The organism is Streptomyces sp. NPDC044003 (assembly GCF_056435185.1).
Genome location: NZ_JBWKFA010000003.1, coordinates 537,401 through 555,036, shown reverse-complemented (window position 1 = coordinate 555,036; position 17,636 = coordinate 537,401). Strand labels below are relative to the sequence as shown.

Genomic DNA, 17,636 nt, shown 5'->3' with positions numbered 1-17,636 from the left:
GCCTGGCCTGGCACGGCCCGGCCTGGCACGGAGCGTCGGTGTGGCGTCGGGCCGACGCTCCCCATAGCCACGCCCCGCCGGCACGGCTGCTTCATACGCACCCCTTGCCGTACCGGACGGACTCCTCGTCCGCCCCGACGGCCACAGATGCCCTATCCGGAGGAACGCAGTGGTGACCCCCCAGAAAGCAACCGGTTCCCGCCCCACGCTTCAGGATCGATACCTACGCGAAGAAGGCATCGTCCACCTCACCGGCATCCAGGCCCTCGCCCGCCTGCCGCTGGACGTCCGTCGCGCCGACCGCCGCGAGGGCCGCGGCACGGCGGGCTTCGTCTCCGGATACGAGGGTTCGCCGCTCGCGGGATACGACATGGAACTCGCGCGCTGCGGCTCCCTTCTCGACGAGTACGACATCGTCTTCCGCCCGGGCGTCAACGAGGAACTCGCGGCGACGGCCGTCCAGGGCACCCAACTCGCCTCGGCACAGCCGGACAAGCGCGTCGACGGTGTCACAGCCATCTGGTACGGCAAGTCCCCGGGCCTCGACCGCGCTTCGGACGCCATCCGGCACAACAACCTGATGGGCACCCACCCGGACGGCGGCGCGCTGGCCCTGGTCGGCGACGATCCCGCCGCCAAGTCGTCGACCGTGCCCGGCGCCTCCGAACTGCTCCTCGCGGATCTGGGGCTGCCCACGCTCTACCCGGCCGACCCGCAGGAAGCCCTCGACTTCGGGCTGCACGGCGTGGCGATGTCCCGGGCGTCCGGGCTGTGGGTGGCGCTGAAGATCGTGACGGCCGTCGCCGACGGTTCCGGCACCGTCGATGTGAGCGCCGGACGGGTGTCACCGGTCGTTCCCGACCTCGCGGTCGACGGAGTGCCGTACCGCCACACCGTGGGCACCCGCATGGTGCAGCCGGCCCTCGGCGATCTGGAACGCAGCCGGGACGGCGCCCGTCTGGAGATCGCCCGCCGCTACGCCGCCGCCAACGACCTCAATCGGATCACCAGAACAGGCCCCGGCGACCGCATCGGCATCGTCGCGGCGGGCAAGACCTTCCTCGACCTCCGCCAGGCCCTGCGCATCCTCGGGCTCGACGACACGGAACTGGAGCGCCGCGGTGTGCGACTGCTGCACCTCGGCATGATCCACCCTCTGGAACCGACGGTCGTCGAACGGTTTACGAGGGGACTGCACCACATCGTCGTCGTGGAGGAGAAGCGGCCACTCGTCGAAACCGCTCTCAAGGACCTGCTCTACGGCCGGGGTGACCAGCCGTCCGTCTCCGGCAAGCGCACACCCGACGGCTCGGCCCTGTTTCCCCTCGACGGAGAGCTCGATCCCGACACCGTCGCCGCTCGGCTCGCGCCCCGCCTGAACGACCTGGGCGAATTCCCCACCGTACAGAGCTGGTTGGAGAAAGCGCGGGCGACGACCCGGCGCAAGGCCCTGCCCCTGCTGCCCTTGCTCACGCGCACCCCCTACTTCTGCTCCGGCTGCCCCCACAACCTCTCGACCAAGGCACCCGAGGGCGCCGCCGTCGGCGCCGGGATCGGCTGCCACGCCATGGTCACGCTCATGGCCCCCTCCCAGGCCGGGGACGTGATCGGCATGACCCAGATGGGAGGCGAGGGCGCCCAGTGGATCGGCATGCAGCCGTTCCTCGCACGCGACCACCTGATCCAGAACCTCGGTGACGGCACCTTCCACCACTCCGGCAGCCTCGCCATCCGCGCCGCGGTCTCGGCGGGGGTGAACGTCACCTACAAGCTGCTCTACAACTCGGCGGTGGCGATGACCGGCGGCCAGCAACCCGTCGGCGTCATGCCCGTGCCCGCGATCGTCCAAGGCCTCCTGGCGGAGGGCGTCAAGCGCATCATCGTCACGACCGAGGACGTCAGGCGCTACCGGAAGGTCACGCTTCCGAAGGGCGTCGCCGTCTGGCACCGCGACCGCCTGACCGAGGCCCAGGAAGTGCTCGCCCGGACCCCCGGCGTCACCCTGCTCCTCCACGACCAGGAATGCGCGACGGAACTCCGACGCAAGCGCAAGCGCGGCCTGGTGCCCGAACCCACCGAGCGCGTGGTGATCAACGAGCGGGTGTGCGAAGGCTGCGGCGACTGCGGACAGCAGTCCAACTGCCTCTCGGTGCAGCCCGTCGACACCGAGTTCGGCCGCAAGACCCGCATCGACCAGTCCTCGTGCAACAAGGACTACGCCTGTCTGGCAGGGGACTGCCCCTCGTTCCTCACCGTCGTCCCCACCGGCACGAAGCCCGCCTTCACCCCCGTCGCGATGCCGGACGACGCGGCCCTGCCCGATCCGGACCATGTCGTACCGGCATCCCACACCACCCGGATCACCGGTGTCGGGGGCTCGGGCGTGGTCACCCTCGCCCAGATCCTCAGCACCGCGGCTTCGCTCGCGGGCCGGCACGTCCGGGCCCTCGACCAGACCGGCCTGGCCCAGAAGGGCGGCGCGGTGGTCTCCGACATCAAGATCACGAAGGAGTCGACGAACCAGGCCGGCAAGGCGGCCCTGGACGAGTGCGATCTCTACCTCGGCTGTGACCTGCTCGTCGCAGCCGATCCACGACAGCTGGCGACAGCCGCCCCGGGGCGAACAGTGGCGGTCGTCTCCACGGCAGAGGTCCCGACGGGGCAGATGGTGATCGACCCTGAGGTGTCGTTCCCGCCCGTCGAACCCCTCAAGGAACGGATCCGGGCAGAGTCCGGGGACGCGGTCTTCCTCGACGCGCGCCGGCTCGCCAACGACCTGCTGGGTGAGGACCAGTTCGCCAATCTGCTGCTCACGGGCGCGGCCTACCAGACGGGCGGGCTGCCGCTGCCGGCCCACGCCATCGAGGAGGCGATCACCCTCAACGGCGTGAAGGTCGAGGCCAACCTCAAGGCGTTCCGTCTCGGCCGCCAGGCCGTCGCCGACCCCGAGGCCTTCGCCGACCTCGTGGAGGGGCGGACCGCAGCACCGAAGCCGGGGCGCGGCCCGTCCGCCGAGGCCAGACGCACCCTCGAACTGGTCGGGGCCGCCCCCGAGTCGGAGCTCGCCCGGCTCCTGGCGGTCCGGGTGCCGGACCTCATCGCCTACCAGAACGCCGCCTACGCAGCGACCTACGCACGCTTCGTCGAGCAGGTACGTCGAGCGGAGAGCGAGCGCGTCCCCGGCTCGACGGCGCTCACCGAGGCCGTCGCCCGGCACCTGTACAAGCTGATGGCGTACAAGGACGAGTACGAGGTCGCCCGGCTCTCCCTCGATCCCGAGGTCGAGCGGGAGGTGAGGGCCCGCTTCGGGGACGGCGCCCGGATCTCCTACCGTCTCCATCCGCCCGTACTGCGGGCGCTCGGGATGACGCGCAAGATCGAGCTCGGCCCGTGGTTCAAGCCCGCCTTCCAAGCACTCGCCGCGATGCGCAGGCTCCGTGGCACCCGCCTCGACCCCTTCGGAGCGGCTCGTGTGCGGCGCACGGAACGGGCCCTGATCGTCGAGTACAAGGCCACGATCACCGAGGTCCTCCGGAATCTCGACGAGGGCGGCCACGGTCTGGCCGTCGAGATCGCCTCGCTGCCCGACAGCGTGCGTGGCTACGAGGAGATCAAGATGGCATCGGTGGCGCGATACAGGGCCCGGTCCGCGGAACTCGTCGGTCGGCTGTCCTCGGAACGCGCACGTACGGGCGCCGACGCGGTGGCATCCCGAGACGTGCTGTGAGAGCAGCACGCTCTGGCCGGCGTACGGGGCGGACTGCGGCATCCCGAGACGTGCTGTGAGGACAGCACGCTCTGGCCGGCGTACGGGTCGGACTATCGAGGTCCGCCCGGCGCCCGGGAGGGATGCAGCGCCCGGTCGAGTGCGCTCATGCGGTAGCCGGTGATGCGGGCACTGAGTTCGGCGTCGGGGGCGAGCAGTTCGCCGGCGTGAATACCTCCTGGGTAGACGTGGAGTTCGACGGGCACACCGGCCTGCATGAGCCGGTTGGCGTAACTGAGGTCTTCGTCGCGGAAGAGGTCGAGGTCGCCGACGTCGAGATACGTCGGCGGCAGTCCGCTCAGGTCTTCGGCCCGGGCGGGGGCGGCGTAGGGGCTGACCTCGTCGGTGCCGAACCTGTCGCCCAGGAGGGCCTGCCAGCCCTGGAGGTTGGCGGCACGGTCCCAGATGCCGATGTCGGTGATCTCGTGGCTGGACGGCGTCGTGTTGCGGTCGTCGAGCATCGGGTAGGGCAGCATCTGGAAGGCCGGGCGAGGGCCCCCGCGATCGCGGGCGAGCAGGGCGACACCGGCGGCCAGGCCGCCGCCCGCGCTGCCACCGTAGAGGGCGATCCTGTCGGGGTCGACGCCGAGCACGGAGGCGTTGCGGGACATCCACAGCAGTGCGGCGTAGCAGTCCTCGACGGGGGCCGGGTCGGGGTGTTCGGGCGCCAGGCGGTATGCGACGGAGACGACGACCGCGCCGACCGTCTCGACCAGGGGCAGCACCTGCCGGTGATCGGTCAGGATACTGCCGGTGATCATGCCGCCGCCGTGGATGTACAGGATGCCCGGGAGGGTGCCGGTGTCGGTGCTGTCCGCGGGACGGTAGACCCGTACCTTCACCTCCGGGTCACCCGCCGGTCCGGGCACGGAGAGGTCCTCGTACCGCACCCGGTCGTTGGGCGGCAGCGCCGCGAGGGCCGCCCGGTTCATCTCCTCGTACAGCTCGCGTTGGCGCGGGATGTCGAAGTTGATGAGACCGCCCGGTCCGGTCAGCTGGTGCAGGTTCCGCAGGCCTTGGTGTGTCTGGGGGTCGATGCGGTCGGTGGTGCTCGGGTCGGACATGTGGGTGGCCCTTTCCTGTCTGGGGGCTGACATGCAGAAACCTAAAACCCTCACGTGAGCGTGAGGGTCAACAGGACAAGGCGTGAGGTGGGACACAGGAAGGTCGGCGAACGCCCGCGGAAGGCTGTGACCGTGCCCGGACCGGTCGCGGTCCGTCGGCCGGAACGGGCGCCGGTGTCACAGCATGACGTGCTTCGGCTGGGTGTAGTCCAGAAGGCCCGCCAGGGAGAGGTCGCTGCCGTAGCCGGAGTGCTTGACGCCGCCGTGGGGCATTTCGGAGACGGTGGTGCCGTGGGTGTTGACCCAGACGATGCCCGTGCGGAGGGCGCGGGTGGCGCGCATCGCGCGGTCGTGGTGCGTGGTCCAGATGCCGGCGGCGAGACCGAATCGGACGTCGTTGGCCAGACGGAGGGACTCCTCTTCGGTGCTGAAGGGCTGGACTGTCACCACGGGGCCGAACGTCTCCTCCTGGACCAGTTCGTCCTGCTGGCGGACGCCGGCCACGACCGTCGCCCGGTGGAAGAAGCCGGGGCCCGGGATGGCCTCTCCACCGGTGACGATCTCGGCGTGCGGCGGGAGACGCTGCAAGAGGGCCTGGACCGAGGCCAGTTGGGTCGCGCTGTTCAGCGGGCCGAAGGCGGCCTCCCGGTACGCGGGGGCGGCCGTCGCGGCCGAGAAGGCCGCGAGGAACGCGTCGTACACGCGCTCGTGGACCAGGAGGCGGCTGGGTGCGGTGCAGTCCTGACCGGCGTTGTAGTACGCGACCTCGGCGAGGGCCGCAGCGGTGGACTCCACGTCCACGTCGTCGTGGACGATGACCGGGGCGTTCCCGCCGAGCTCCAGATGCAGTCGCTTGAGGCCGGCGGCCGCGGCGGCCCCGATCTCCTGTCCCGCCCGTACGCTGCCGGTGACGGCGATCAGGGCGACGTCCCGGTGTGCGGTGAGCGCCCGGCCGGTGTCGCGGTCGCCGCAGACGACGTTGAGTACGCCCGGTGGGAGGTGCGCCGCCGCGATGCGGGCCAGGAGCACCGCGGAGGAGGGGGTGGTGTCGGCCGGCTTCAGGACCGTGGTGTTCCCGGCCGCGATCGCCGGGGCGATCTTCCAGGCCGCCATCATCAGCGGGTAGTTCCAGGGCGTGATCTGGACGCACACGCCGACCGGTTCGCGGCGCAGCACCGATGTACGGCCCTCGGTGTACTCGCCCGCCGCGGCGCCCGGCAGGGTCCGCGCCGCTCCGGCGAAGAAGCGGACCGTGTCGACGATCGCCGGGAGTTCGTCCTCCCGGAAGCGCTCCTTCGGCTTGCCCGTGTCCCGGCACTCGGCCGCGACCAGGACGTCGGCGTGCGCCTCGATGGCGTCGGCGATGCCGAGCAGCGCGCGCTGGCGGGTGGCCGGGGTGGTCGCCGACCAGCGCGGGAACGCCGCTGCCGCCGCCGCGCAGGCCGCGTCGGTGTCGGCCGGACCGGAGCGGGGGGCGTGGCCGTGGACCGCGCCGGTGGCGGGGTCCACCAGTTCCGTCGTCTCGCCGGAGGCGGAGGGGCGGTCCTCGCCTCCGATGTGGTTCGTCAGAAGCTCAGCCACGGGTCAGTGCCTCCTTCGCCGCCGCACGGCCGGTGCGTACGGCTCCTTCCATGTAGCCGGCCACCCACTGGTCGGATCCGCAGACGTAGAAGGGCGGTTCGTGGGTGGCGTGGCGAGGTCCCACGGCCATGACGTCGCCGGGGGTCCAGTGGGTGACGTACCCCTGGGTCCACGGGTCGGTGCCCCACATGCGCAGGTACGTGGCGAGCGGCCGGTGCGCCTCCTCGCCGTAGAGGCGGGCCACCTCGGCAAGGAGCTCGGGGGCGCGCAGCGCGGGCGGCGTGCCGAGGAGTACGCCGTACCGCTCGGGCGGGACGAGGGCGGAGAGGATGCCCTCGCTCTGCGGCCAGGTGCTGCCCAGGACGCCTTCGTTCTCGGAAAGGCCGCTGAGTCCGCGGCGCCGCCAGAACGGCTCCTCATACGCGGCGGCGAACTTGGCGGCGACCGCGTGGCGCTGCCGGTGCAGCGAGGCGAGGCGCTCGTCGGAGACTCCGGTGACGGCGATCGAGCGGAGCGGGCCTACGGGCAGGGCGCTGACGACGGCGCCTGCGGTGAGGGTCTCGCCGCCCGCCAGGCGTACGGTGCAGCCGCCGGGCCGCCGGACGTCGACGGCCTCGACCGGCGCGCCCGTACGGACCCGGCCGCCGAGCTCCTCGGCCATGCGCAGGGGCATCGTGGCCGAGCCCTCGGCCACCCGCAGGCCCTCCCACGCCTCGTACGCGTAGTGCCCGTCGGCGGGTACGGCGGCGTGCTTGCGCAGGGCGGCGAGGAGGGAGGTTCGTTCGTACGAGCCGTCGGCGAGGGCCAGTTGGCCGATCTCCCAGAGGCGTACGACGCCGGGGGACGCCCCCTCGGAGCGCAGCCAGTCGCCCACGGAGAGCCGGTCCAGGGCGGTGGCGTCGGGGTGGGACCAGGGGTCGGCGGGGTCGACGGTCGCGGCGAGCGCGACGAAGGCGGCGGTCGCCTTGCGGTGGCAGGAATCGTCACCGGGGCCGAACCAGTGGGGCGGGTCGCCGGCGGAGACGCCTTCGGGGGTGGCGCGGGTGAGGGCGCCGGGTTCGGCGACGTAGCTGGGGACCAGGGTGAGGCCGAGCTCGGCGGCGAGGTCCGTGTACGCGGTGTGCGCCCGGCCCACCACCTCTCCGCCGAGCTGGACGAGGCGGCCGTCGGGGAGCCGGCTCTGCTCGACACGTCCGCCGACCCGCTCGCGGGCTTCGACGACGAGGACGTCGGCTCCGCCCGCGGCGAGGTCGCGTGCGGCGGCGAGTCCGGCGAGACCGGCGCCGAGCACGATGACGTCGTGGTTCATGAGGTCCTCCGGTCGTTGTCGGGCAGGGGTGCGGCGGGTCGGTCGAGCACCAGGCAGTGTGCGGGCTTCCAGCCGATCTCGACCTCCTCGCCGCCGCTCCAGCGGTCCTCCATACGCGCGCGGACCGTGTTCTGCTCCAGGACGGAGACCATGACGCCGGGGGCCAGTTCGATGAGGTACGTGGTGGTCGGGCCGGAGTAGACGGTCTCCCGGACGACCCCGCCGAGCTTGGCCATGCCCGGCTCGAAGTCGGAGAGCCAGATCTTCTCGGGGCGGATCGAGAGGCTGACCCGGCTGCCGTCGGCCACGTCGGGGCGGGGGCCCACGGGCAGGGCCGGGCCGCCCTCGTCGGGGACCACCTCGCCGGCGCGGTAGGTGCCGGCGACCAGGTTCGACGTACCCATGAAGGAGGCCACGAAGCCGCTCGTCGGGCGCTCGTACACGTCCTCCGGCGTGCCGCACTGCTCGACGCGCCCCTCGTTCATCACGGCGAGGCGGTCCGACATGGTCAGCGCTTCGTCCTGGTCGTGGGTGACGAAGACGAAGGTGATGCCGACCTCGCGCTGGATCTGCTTGAGCTCGACCTGCATCTGACGGCGCAGCTTGAGGTCGAGGGCGGCCAGCGGCTCGTCGAGGAGCAGCACCTGGGGGCGGTTGACCAGCGCGCGGGCGAGCGCGACGCGCTGACGCTGGCCGCCGGAGAGCGTGGGCGGCTTGCGGCCGGCCAGGTGGCCGAGCTGGACGAGGTCGAGCATGTCGGCCACGCGCCGGCGGATCTCGACGCGGGCGACGCCCTTGCGCTTGAGGCCGAAGGCCACGTTGTCCGCCAGCGAGAGGTGGTCGAAGAGGGCGTAGCTCTGGAAGACGGTGTTGACGTTGCGCTTGTCGGGCGGCAGGCCCGTGACGTCCTCACCGTCGAGCAGGACGCCGCCTTCGGTGGGGTCGGCGAAGCCGCCGATCATCCGCAGCAGGGTGGTCTTGCCGCAGCCGGAGGGGCCGAGGAGGGAGAAGAACTCGCCGGGGGCGATGTCGAGCGTGACGCCGTCGACCGCGTAGGTGTCGGCGGCGGCGCCGGCGTACCGCTTGCTGACCCGGTCGAGACGGACGGCGGGGTGCGGGTGCTGCATGGGTGTCACTTCCCCGAGAGCAGATCGAGGCCGCCGCGGCGGCCGAACAGGCGCGGGATGGCGAGTGCGAGGGCGATGAGTGCGATGGATCCGGCGAGCATCAGGGTGCCGACGGCGTTGATCGTGGGCTGGACCCCGAACCTGATCGCCGAGTAGATGCGCACGGACAGCGGCTGTGGGTCGACGCCGGTGGTGAAGTAGGCGAGCACGAAGTCGTCGAAGACGAGGGCGAAGATCAGCACCGCTGAGGCGAGGATGCTGGGGAGCAGGGCGGGCAGGGTCACGAGGCGCAGTGCCTGGCGGCGGGTGGCTCCGAGGTCCATCGCGGCTTCTTCGACCTCGGGATTGAGCGCGGCGATGCGGGAGCGCAGGATCACCGTCACGTACGAGATGGAGAACGTGATCTCGGCCAGCATCACGGTGGTGGTGGACAGGGTGATGCCCAGGCCCTTGAAGAGCAGCATCGCCGCGACTCCGGTGACGATCTCCGGGGTGATCAGCGGGACGAGCATGATCAGGCCGGCGAAGGAGCCGAGGCGGCTCCGGCCGCGGACCAGGCCGAGGGCCAGGGCGACACCGAGGACCAGGGAGCCGGCCATGGCGACGAGGGAGACCTCCAGGCTCATACCGATCGAGTCGATGAGCACGTCGTCGTGGACGAAGGCCTGGTACCAGCGGAGGCTGAAGTCCTCGAAGACGGTGAGGGACTTCTGCGAGTTGAAGGAGAAGAGGACGACGACGGCGATGGGGAGGTAGAGCAGGGCGAAGAAGGCCACGGTGACCGCGATGGCGAAGCGGGGGCGGCGCTCGGCGCCGCGGCGCCGCCGGCGGCGGGCCGTCCCGACGGCGGCCGGGCGGGGCCGCGCGCCGGGCAGGGAACGGGAGGCGGGGAGGGTCATCGGGTCGCCTCCGTCTCGTCCTTGCGGGTGCGTCGCAGGTAGCCGAGCATCCCGAGGAACAGCACCGCCATCAGCAGCATGGTGAGGGCGGAGCCGAGGGGCCAGTTCTGGCCCTGGAAGAACTTGTCCTGGATCAGGTTGCCGATCATGATCTGGTCGGGGCCTCCCATGAGCTGGGCGCTGACGAAGTCGCCCATGGCGGGCAGGAAGACGAGGACGCAGCCGGCGGCGGCCCCCTGCCGCGTGGCGGGTACGGTGACGAAGAAGAAGGTCCGCAGGGGGCCTCCGTAGAGGTCGCGGCCTGCCTCGATGAGCGAGGTGTCCATGCGTTCCAGGGCCGCGTACAGCGGGATGATCATGAACACCACGAAGCCGTAGACCAGTCCCGCGATGACGCCGAAGCCGGACTGGAGGATCTTGGTGTCGCCGTCGGCGAGGCCGATCGCCCGCAGGGCTTTCAGCAGCGGTCCGTCGTCGGAGAGGACGACGGACCAGCCGTACATCCGCACCAGGTAGTTGGCGAAGAACGGCACGACGATCGCGGCGATCAGCAGGTTCTTGAAGCGCCCGCCGCACAGCGCGATGGCGTACGCGACGGGGTAGGCCACGGCCAGGCAGACGAGGCAGGTGATCAGGGCGTAGCCGAGGGAGCGCAGCAGGACGGTGCGGTACGCCGGGGCGGCCAGGGCCGTGATGTTGCCGAAGTCCAGGCCGAAGTGCGGGTTCCCGAGGGGGTCGGTGGTGCCGAACGCCAGCGTGCCGACGAGCAGCAGGGAGACGACGAGGAAGCCGGTCATCCAGAGGGTCCCGGGGAGCATGAGCAGGGTCCAGAGCCGCGCCCCCGCCGCGGCCGGTCCCCCGCGGGGGACCGGCGGGCGGGCGGCCGCGCCGGTGCGGTCGCGTCGTGTCATGTCAGCCGGCCTTCACATCGGTCCAGGCGGCGTCGCGGGCCCGTTCGCCCTTGGCGGTGCCGTTGCGGAAGAAGAGGTCGTCCTTGAGGTCGTCTGCGGTGACCTGGCACTGCGGGAAGGGCTCCACGAGCGCCGTGTAGGTGTCCTCGCTGCCGTGGACCGGCATCGGGTAGCCGATGTACTCGATGTTCTTCTTCACGTTCTCCGGACGGAGCATGTAGTCGATGAAGAGCATCGCGGTGCCGGGGTGCCGGGCGTCGGCGGGGATGGCGTAGCAGTCGGAGTTGACCGGGGCGCCCTCCCGGGCGACCTCGAAGCCGAAGACGGAGGGGTCCTTCGCCTGGGCGAGCATGGCGGCCATGTCCCCGCTCCACGCCTGGGTCATGTCGGCGTTGCCGTTGAGCAGGTTGTTGTAGCTGTCGCTGGAGAAGCCCCGCAGGCGGGGGCGGAGCGTGCGCAGGGTCTCGGTGATCGTCCTGAGGTCGTCCGGGTCCTCGGTGGCGAGGTCGAGGCCGTGCTTGAGCGCGCCCATGCCGAGCACTTCGTCGCGGTCGTCGAGGACGAAGACCTTGCCCTCGGCCTTCGCGTTCCAGAGGTCGTCCCAGGAGCCGGTCAGGTCACCGAGCCGGTCCTTGCGCCAGCCGATGCCGGTCTTGTACATGGTGAAGGGGACGGTGTGCGCGGAGCCCTTGTCGTACCAGGGGTCGGCGAAGTAGGCGTAACTGCCGAAGACGGCCTCGGCGTTCTTGAGGCGGGTGTGGTCGATCGTGCGGAGCTTGCCCCCGGCGGTGAGGCGCTGCGCCCATTTCGCGGTGGGGAAGACGATGTCGTAGCGGTTGCCGGCGTTGAGCTTGGCCGCCATGCCTTCCATGGAGTCGAAGTTCGACTGGACGACCTTGACGCCGTACTCCTTCGAGAAGCCCTCGAAGACGGCCGGGTCGACGAAGTCGGCCCAGTTGAAGTAGACCAGGTCGCCGTCGACCTTGACGTCGATCGGCTTGTCGCCGGCCTCCTTGGCGGCCGGGTCGGGTTCGGAGGAGAAGCCGCAGCCGGCCGCGGTGAGGCCGAGGGCCGTGGCGGTGCCGGCGCGGAGGAGCGAGCGGCGGGACAGGGGACGTGCCTCGGGGGACATGGGGGTCCTCTCCGTAAGGCCGCTGGGGGACGGCGGGGGGAACGAACGGTGCGTCAGCGCGCGGACGTACCGGGGTGCGCGCACGGGTGGCTCTCGTTCTGCGTAGGGCCCCGGCTCACCGCTCCGCGGCGTCGAGGTCGGCCCGGATGCGGGCGGCGAACCACCCGACCGCGGACTCGCGGCGCGACAGGGGTCCGGGTTCGAACCCGGGGGTGGCGAGCCCCTTCTGGACGCGGGCGACCAGTTCGGCGTCCTCGTCGTTGGTGATCCAGCCGATGTGGATGTTCAGGCGCCGGGCGAGCCGGGTGCGCAGGCTCGTACCGCGGCGGGTGTAGAACGCGCCGGGTACGGCCACCCGGTCCACCGCCGTCGGAATCGCGGTCCAGGCCAGCACGTGGTCGGGGTAGAAGTCGATGAGCGTGTTCGGGTAGATCACCGCGTACCGCCAGACCCTGCGGTCGGCCTCGTCGAGGCCGGGCATGGGGGCGGCGACGCGCTGGTAGAGGCGCTCGGCCCAGTTCGATGAGGGCTTGTCGCGCAGGGGCGAGGCGAAGAGCGCGTACGACTCCTCGGTCCGGCAGCTGTAGTTCTGGTAGTCGAGCAGCCGCATCAGTCCGGGATGGGCGACCGGCACGTGGTAGCCCTCCAGGTAGTTGTCGACGGCCACCTTCCAGTTGGCCTCCTGGACCTCGGCGCCGGCCAGGTCGTGGATCCGGGCGCGGCCGACGGGCACCAGGTCGGCTCCCGCGTAGTGGCCGATCTCCTCGGCCAGGCCCGCGCACTGTTCCGCCAGCGGTACGGCGTCCATGTCGAGGTTGACGAAGACGAAGCCCAGGAACGATTCGACGCGGGCCGGGAACAGGCCGAGCCGGGGCTTGTCGAGGCAGGGGATCTGTCGGGCCTCGGGGGCGCCCACCAGGCTGCCGTCGAGGCGGTAGGTCCACCCGTGGTACGGGCAGCGGATGGCCTTGCCCTCCCGCTCGGGGGCGGTGACGAGTCTCGTTCCCCGGTGGCGGCAGACGTTGAGGTGGGCGGCCAGGCCGCCGTCCTCGGTGCGGACCACCAGGACTTCTCGGTCCGCGACGGTGGCGGCGAGCCGGGCCCCGGGGTTCGGCAGGTCGGACTCGTGGCAGACGAGCTGCCACGCCTTGGCGAAGACGTGCCGCATCTCCGCGGCGGACGCGTCGGGATCGGTGTAGTAGCGGGCCGCCAGCGCCGGCCCGGGGTCGTCCCGGCGGGAGATCTGTGGGCCGGAGGCTTCGCGGCTCGGAGCCGTGCGGGGAGTCTCCCGGCCGGGCTCGTCGAGTGGTGTCTCTGGCGCTCTGGACTGCATCGGGTGACTCCTCCATGCCGTGCGTACGGCGATCGGATGTCGAGGCGTGCCAGTAGGGGCAGCACGTCGGGGCGGAGGCCGCGAGCATGCTGACCGATTGGACAGCCAGATTGCTGGCTGATTTCCGCTGGGTCAAGACTTGCACGCTGACCGATCGGTCAGCTAGCGTGAATCGAGTCGCTGACCGATCGGTCAGTCAATGTGATGCCTTTTGCCTCGGTCGCGTCCTTCGACGTTCGCGCTGGTCCTGGGGCCGCGAACGGCCCGGATCACCCCACCCCCGCCTCACTCTCCCGCCCCACCGCCGGCCCGGCTGTGGCGGCACCCCACCCCTCCCGGAGGCACGCATGTGCGGTCGTCGGCGTCTGGACTGGCTCGGTCTCACCCCCGAGCCGGAGCGGGAACTGCCCGCGGCGGTCGCCGCCCTGCGCGCCTCGCTCCCCCGCCCGCCCACGGCATCGGCGGGCGGCCCGGCCTCAACAGCCGCCCTGGAGGCCGCCGAACGGCACCGCGTGGAACGTCTGGTCCTGCGCGGCAGCCGGCACAGCTGGCTCCGCTACCTCGCCGAGGTCACCGACCTGGTGACCGCCGTGGCCACCGGGGTCCGCCCCGGCGATCGCGCGGCCGCGCTGCTCACCGCCGAGGTGGTCCTGGATCACCACCGCATGCTCATCGGCCTCCCGGGCGCGGGATACGGCCGCACCGCCGGGGACCGCACCGCACTCGAAGAAGCGGTACGGGCCCTGCGTACCCCCACCCGCACAGGAGACCCCCGATGACCGTGATCCGGTACCTGACCGCACCGCCCCCAGGCGGCGTGCTCGGCGCCGCGCCCGACGTGACGGAGAGCGTCGAGGCCTACCGGGCCACAGGCGGCTACGCCGACACGACCGGCCCGGACGAGTTGCTCCGCCACCTCGCCGACTCCGGACTGCGCGGCCGTGGCGGCGCCGGCTTCCCGACCGCCGTCAAACTCCGCGCGGTGCGCGACGGAGCCGTACGCGAGGGAGCCGTGCGTGAGGGAGCCGTGCGTGAAGGAGCCGAACGTGACGGAGCCGTACGTGAGGGAGCCGTACGTGACGGAGCCGTGCGCGAAGGAGCCGAACGTGACGGAGCCGAACGTGACAAAGCCGTACGCGACGGAGCCGCCCTCGACCGCGGCACACGGGACCACTGCGGCGCCCCGGTCGTGGTGGCCAACGGCGAGGAGGGCGAGCCGGGTTCGGTCAAGGACCGCTGGCTGCTGCGGGCCCGCCCCCACCTGGTCCTGGACGGCCTCGCCCTGGCCGCCGCGATCACCGGGGCCGCCCGCGGCTACGTCTACCTCTCGGACCCGGAGGCCGCCGCGCGCGTCCGCCAGGCCCTCGCCGCACACGAACCGCGCCTGCCCGTCGAGGTGGTCGAGACCGACCGCACCTACGTGGCCGGCGAGGAGAGCGCGGTGGTCCGCAGGATCGACGGCGGTCCCGCCCTCCCCACCGCCAAGCTACCCCGCCCCTTCGAACGGGGCGTGGGCGGCGCGCCGACCTTGGTCGCCAACGTCGAGACCCTCGCCCGCATGGCCCTCATCGCCGCCCGGCCCGACCTGCGCCGGCGCATCGCCCGGACCACCCTGGTGACGCTCTCCGGCGGGCCCGGCGCACCGCTGCTCACCGAGGTCCCGTACGGCACCCCTCTGCGTGCCCTCGCGGACGCCCACGGCACGCCGGACGCGGCCGGGGCCCTGATGGGCGGGCTGTTCGGCGGACTCGTCGACGTCTCCGCCCTGGACCTCCCCCTCGAACCGGACGCGCTGGCCGCGGCGGGCTCCGCGCTGGGCTGTGGAGCCGTCCGCTTCCTCACCCGCCGAGCCTGCCCGGTGACCGTCGCCGCCGACGCCGTCGGCCACCTGGCGTCCGAGAGCTCCCGGCAGTGCGGCGTCTGTGTCTCGGGGACGGCGGCCGTCAGCGGAGCCCTGACCGCCCTCGCCGCGGGCTCTGCCGGCCCGGACACCGTGGCGCACCTGGAGCGGTGGGCGGCGGACCTGCCCGGACGCGGCGCCTGCGGTCTGCTCGATGCCGCCGCGGCCAACGCCGGGAGCCTCCTGCGCGCCTTCCCCGCACTCGTCCGCTCCCACCTCGACGCTCCCTGCCCCGCCTGCGCTCGCGGGATCGACCCGCACCGCCTCGCCGTGCCCGTGCCCGGGGTCGCCGACGCACCGACCGCCCGTACCCCGCTTCCGGCGCTGAAAGGAACGACGCCATGAAACTCCTGCTGGACTCCACCCGCTGCCAGGGCTACGGGCTGTGCCAGGAACACGCCCCGGAGCTGATCGAACTCGACGAATGGGGATACGCGAAGGTCATCGTCCTCGACGTGCCACCCACCGCCGAGGAATCCGCGCGCACCTGCGCCGAGAGCTGCCCCAACTCCGCGCTCCGAGTGGAGCGCTGAGATGGGACGTGATCTGACCGCACTCTTCGACCCGGCCTCGGTCGCCGTCGTCGGCGCCAGCGACGACCCGGCCAAGTACGGCCACGCGGTGGCCTCCCAGGCGCTGCGAGCCCCCGGCCGGCGGCCCGTGCACCTGGTGAACCGGCGCGGCGGCACCGTCCTCGGCAGGACCTCCGCCACCTCGCTCGGCGCGATCGGCGAGCCCGTCGAGCTGGTGGTGATCTCCGTCCCCGGCGCCGGGTTCGAGGCGGCCGTGGACGACGCGCTGGCGTGTGGCGCGAAGGCGATCGTCGCCATCACCGCCGGCTTCGCGGAGGCCGGTGCCGCGGGCCTGGCCCGCCAGCGGGCGGTCGCCGAGCGCGTCCGGGCCGCCGGGGCCGTCCTCGTCGGGCCCAACTGCCTGGGCATCGCCGACAACACCACCGAGCTGTACCTCGCCTCGGACCGGTTCGCGCCCGGAGGCGTCGCCCTGCTCAGCCAGAGCGGCAACCTCGCCCTCGAACTCCAGCTCCGCGGCGCCCCGCACGGCCTGGGCTTCTCCCGCTTCGTCTCGCTCGGCAACCAGGCCGACGTCACCCTCGTCGACCTCGTCGAGGACTGCGCCCTGCACGAGGCCACCTCGGCCATCGCCGTGTACGCCGAGGACTTCGGCGACGGCCGGGCCTTCGCCCGGGCCGCCTCCGCAGCGGGCAAGCCGGTGGTCCTGCTCACCGCGGGCCGGGGCGGCGCCTCCGCCCGCAGCGCCCAGTCGCACACCGGGGCGCTGACCTCCTCGGCCGACGTGGTGGCCGCCGCCTGCCGCGACGCCGGCGTGGAACTGGTGCGTACGCCACGGGAGATGACGGTGGTGCTGGCCGCCCTCGGCACCGGGCGGGGACCGCGGTCGAGGGGACGACGGACCGCCGTCTTCACCGACGGCGGCGGCCACGGTGCCGTCGCCGCCGACGCGGCCGAGGACGCGGGGCTCGACGTGCCCGAGCTCTCCGGGCCGACGCAGGACCGGCTGAGGACCGCACTGTGGGAGCAGTCCGCGGTCGGCAACCCGGTCGACCTCGCGGGCATGGGCGAGCAGCGCCCCCTCTCGTACGCCGACACGGTCGCGGAACTGCTGGCGGCCGACGAGGTCGACGCCGTCCTCATGACCGGCTACTTCGGTGGCTACGCCGCATCCGAGGGAGGGCTCGGCGGCGGCCCGACCGGCGGCTCCGTGCTCGCGGAGGGCGAGACGCGGGCCGCGAAGGAGATCGTCGCGCAGCTCGCCTCGGCGCCGAAGCCGCTGGTCGTGCAGTCGATGTACCCCCGGTCGCCGAGCTGCCGGGTGCTTGCCGAGGCCGGGGTACCGGTGTTCGCCGCCACCGAGGACGCCGCCCGCGCGCTGGCGGCGATGACCGGCCGGGCCACCGCCGGACCCCACGGTGTGCCCGCGCCGCCACCCGCCGCCGACCCGCTGCGGGACCCGGGATACCACGGGGTACGGGCGCTGCTCGGCGCTGCCGGGGTGCCCTTCCCGCCCGCGCGCGAGATCACCGACGAGGCCGGACTGCTCGCCGCGGCCGAGGAGTTCGACGGCCCGTACGTGCTCAAGGCACTGCACCTCCTGCACAAGTCCGACGCCGGCGGTGTGGCGCTCCGGCTTGCCGACCGCGACGCCCTGCTCGCCGCGTACCGCGCGATGCACACCCGGCTCGGCGCGCCCGCGTACTCGGTCGAGGCGATGGCCGACCTGACCGACGGTGTCGAACTCATCGTGGGCGTGAACCACGACCCCCGGTTCGGGCCCGTGGCCATGGTCGGGCTCGGCGGAGTCCTCACCGAGACCCTGCGCGACGTCGCCTTCTCGCTCGCGCCCGTACCGGCCGGCCGGGCGGAGGACCTGCTGCGCGGCCTGCGGACCGCCGCGCTCCTGGGGGGCGTACGCGGCCGGCCGGCCGTCGACATCCCCGCCGCGGCGGCCGTGATCGAGCGCATCACCACCGTGGCCGCCGCGCATCCGGAGATCGCCGAGCTGGAGGTCAACCCCCTGCTGGTCCGTCCGGACGGCGCCCTGGCCCTGGACGCACGGGCCGTCCTGCACTGACCCG

At 72.5% G+C, this 17,636-nt stretch carries 13 protein-coding genes; 5 read left to right on the top strand and 8 right to left on the bottom strand.

Translation table 11 applies throughout. The annotated features are described in order from the left end of the window. Positions 1–172 precede the first annotated feature (172 nt). Complete coding sequence (locus AC07AW_RS14505; protein ID WP_478815772.1) at positions 173–3,727, top strand: indolepyruvate ferredoxin oxidoreductase family protein; 3,555 nt, start codon at positions 173–175, stop codon at positions 3,725–3,727. A gap of 92 nt (positions 3,728–3,819) precedes the next feature. Here the strand turns inward: AC07AW_RS14505 and AC07AW_RS14500 are convergent, their stop codons facing one another. The 8 genes from AC07AW_RS14500 to AC07AW_RS14465 all read right to left on the bottom strand — a co-directional run bounded on the left by AC07AW_RS14500 (position 3,820) and on the right by AC07AW_RS14465 (position 13,122). Next, on the bottom strand, positions 3,820–4,830 hold the full coding sequence (locus AC07AW_RS14500) for an alpha/beta hydrolase (RefSeq protein WP_478815771.1): 1,011 nt from the start codon (positions 4,828–4,830) through the stop codon (positions 3,820–3,822). Between the two features lie 177 nt (positions 4,831–5,007). Then, the gene (locus tag AC07AW_RS14495; protein WP_478815770.1) at positions 5,008–6,411 is read right to left on the bottom strand and encodes an aldehyde dehydrogenase family protein; all 1,404 of its coding nucleotides are present in this window, start codon (positions 6,409–6,411) and stop codon (positions 5,008–5,010) included. Then, positions 6,404–7,720 (bottom strand): flavin monoamine oxidase family protein, encoded by a 1,317-nt coding sequence (locus tag AC07AW_RS14490; protein ID WP_478815769.1) that lies wholly within the window; start codon positions 7,718–7,720, stop codon positions 6,404–6,406. The genes AC07AW_RS14495 and AC07AW_RS14490 overlap by 8 nt, the downstream gene beginning before the upstream one ends. Beyond that, complete coding sequence (locus AC07AW_RS14485; RefSeq protein WP_478815768.1) at positions 7,717–8,847, bottom strand: ABC transporter ATP-binding protein; 1,131 nt, start codon at positions 8,845–8,847, stop codon at positions 7,717–7,719. The genes AC07AW_RS14490 and AC07AW_RS14485 overlap by 4 nt, the downstream gene beginning before the upstream one ends. A gap of 5 nt (positions 8,848–8,852) precedes the next feature. Further along, the gene (locus tag AC07AW_RS14480) at positions 8,853–9,746 is read right to left on the bottom strand and encodes an ABC transporter permease (RefSeq protein ID WP_478815767.1); all 894 of its coding nucleotides are present in this window, start codon (positions 9,744–9,746) and stop codon (positions 8,853–8,855) included. Next, positions 9,743–10,657, bottom strand: coding sequence for an ABC transporter permease (locus AC07AW_RS14475; RefSeq protein ID WP_478815766.1), 915 nt, complete (start codon positions 10,655–10,657; stop codon positions 9,743–9,745). Before AC07AW_RS14475 ends, AC07AW_RS14480 begins: the two co-directional genes overlap by 4 nt. A 1-nt stretch (position 10,658) precedes the next feature. After that, complete coding sequence (locus AC07AW_RS14470) at positions 10,659–11,789, bottom strand: polyamine ABC transporter substrate-binding protein (protein WP_478815765.1); 1,131 nt, start codon at positions 11,787–11,789, stop codon at positions 10,659–10,661. A 115-nt stretch (positions 11,790–11,904) separates the two neighbouring features. Next, positions 11,905–13,122 carry an aromatic ring-hydroxylating oxygenase subunit alpha gene (locus AC07AW_RS14465; RefSeq protein WP_478815764.1) on the bottom strand — a complete coding sequence of 406 codons (1,218 nt, stop codon included), beginning with the start codon at positions 13,120–13,122 and terminating at the stop codon, positions 11,905–11,907. Positions 13,123–13,469: 347 nt separating this feature from the next. Here AC07AW_RS14465 and AC07AW_RS14460 point away from each other — a divergent pair, with 347 nt between their 5' ends. Genes AC07AW_RS14460 through AC07AW_RS14445 form a run of 4 tightly spaced genes read left to right on the top strand, consistent with a single transcriptional unit; the run spans position 13,470 to position 17,632 of the window. After that, on the top strand, positions 13,470–13,901 hold the full coding sequence (locus tag AC07AW_RS14460; RefSeq protein ID WP_478815763.1) for a hypothetical protein: 432 nt from the start codon (positions 13,470–13,472) through the stop codon (positions 13,899–13,901). Next, positions 13,898–15,367, top strand: a complete 1,470-nt coding sequence (locus AC07AW_RS14455) for an NADH-ubiquinone oxidoreductase-F iron-sulfur binding region domain-containing protein (RefSeq protein WP_478815762.1) — start codon at positions 13,898–13,900, stop codon at positions 15,365–15,367. Before AC07AW_RS14460 ends, AC07AW_RS14455 begins: the two co-directional genes overlap by 4 nt. Next, positions 15,364–15,555, top strand: a complete 192-nt coding sequence (locus tag AC07AW_RS14450; protein WP_478815761.1) for a ferredoxin — start codon at positions 15,364–15,366, stop codon at positions 15,553–15,555. Before AC07AW_RS14455 ends, AC07AW_RS14450 begins: the two co-directional genes overlap by 4 nt. 1 nt (position 15,556) lies before the next feature. Then, entirely contained in the window at positions 15,557–17,632 is a 2,076-nt protein-coding gene (locus AC07AW_RS14445) for an acetate--CoA ligase family protein (RefSeq protein WP_478815760.1), read from the top strand. Positions 17,633–17,636 lie beyond the last annotated feature (4 nt).

Coding starts and splice junctions, on each gene's coding strand:
- AC07AW_RS14500 (WP_478815771.1), bottom strand. CDS start 4,830: ATGTCCGACCCGAGCACCACCGACCGCATCGACCCCCAGACACACCAA.
- AC07AW_RS14490 (WP_478815769.1), bottom strand. CDS start 7,720: ATGAACCACGACGTCATCGTGCTCGGCGCCGGTCTCGCCGGACTCGCC.
- AC07AW_RS14485 (WP_478815768.1), bottom strand. CDS start 8,847: ATGCAGCACCCGCACCCCGCCGTCCGTCTCGACCGGGTCAGCAAGCGG.
- AC07AW_RS14480 (WP_478815767.1), bottom strand. CDS start 9,746: ATGACCCTCCCCGCCTCCCGTTCCCTGCCCGGCGCGCGGCCCCGCCCG.
- AC07AW_RS14475 (WP_478815766.1), bottom strand. CDS start 10,657: ATGACACGACGCGACCGCACCGGCGCGGCCGCCCGCCCGCCGGTCCCC.
- AC07AW_RS14470 (WP_478815765.1), bottom strand. CDS start 11,789: ATGTCCCCCGAGGCACGTCCCCTGTCCCGCCGCTCGCTCCTCCGCGCC.
- AC07AW_RS14465 (WP_478815764.1), bottom strand. CDS start 13,122: ATGCAGTCCAGAGCGCCAGAGACACCACTCGACGAGCCCGGCCGGGAG.
- AC07AW_RS14460 (WP_478815763.1), top strand. CDS start 13,470: ATGTGCGGTCGTCGGCGTCTGGACTGGCTCGGTCTCACCCCCGAGCCG.
- AC07AW_RS14455 (WP_478815762.1), top strand. CDS start 13,898: ATGACCGTGATCCGGTACCTGACCGCACCGCCCCCAGGCGGCGTGCTC.
- AC07AW_RS14450 (WP_478815761.1), top strand. CDS start 15,364: ATGAAACTCCTGCTGGACTCCACCCGCTGCCAGGGCTACGGGCTGTGC.
- AC07AW_RS14445 (WP_478815760.1), top strand. CDS start 15,557: ATGGGACGTGATCTGACCGCACTCTTCGACCCGGCCTCGGTCGCCGTC.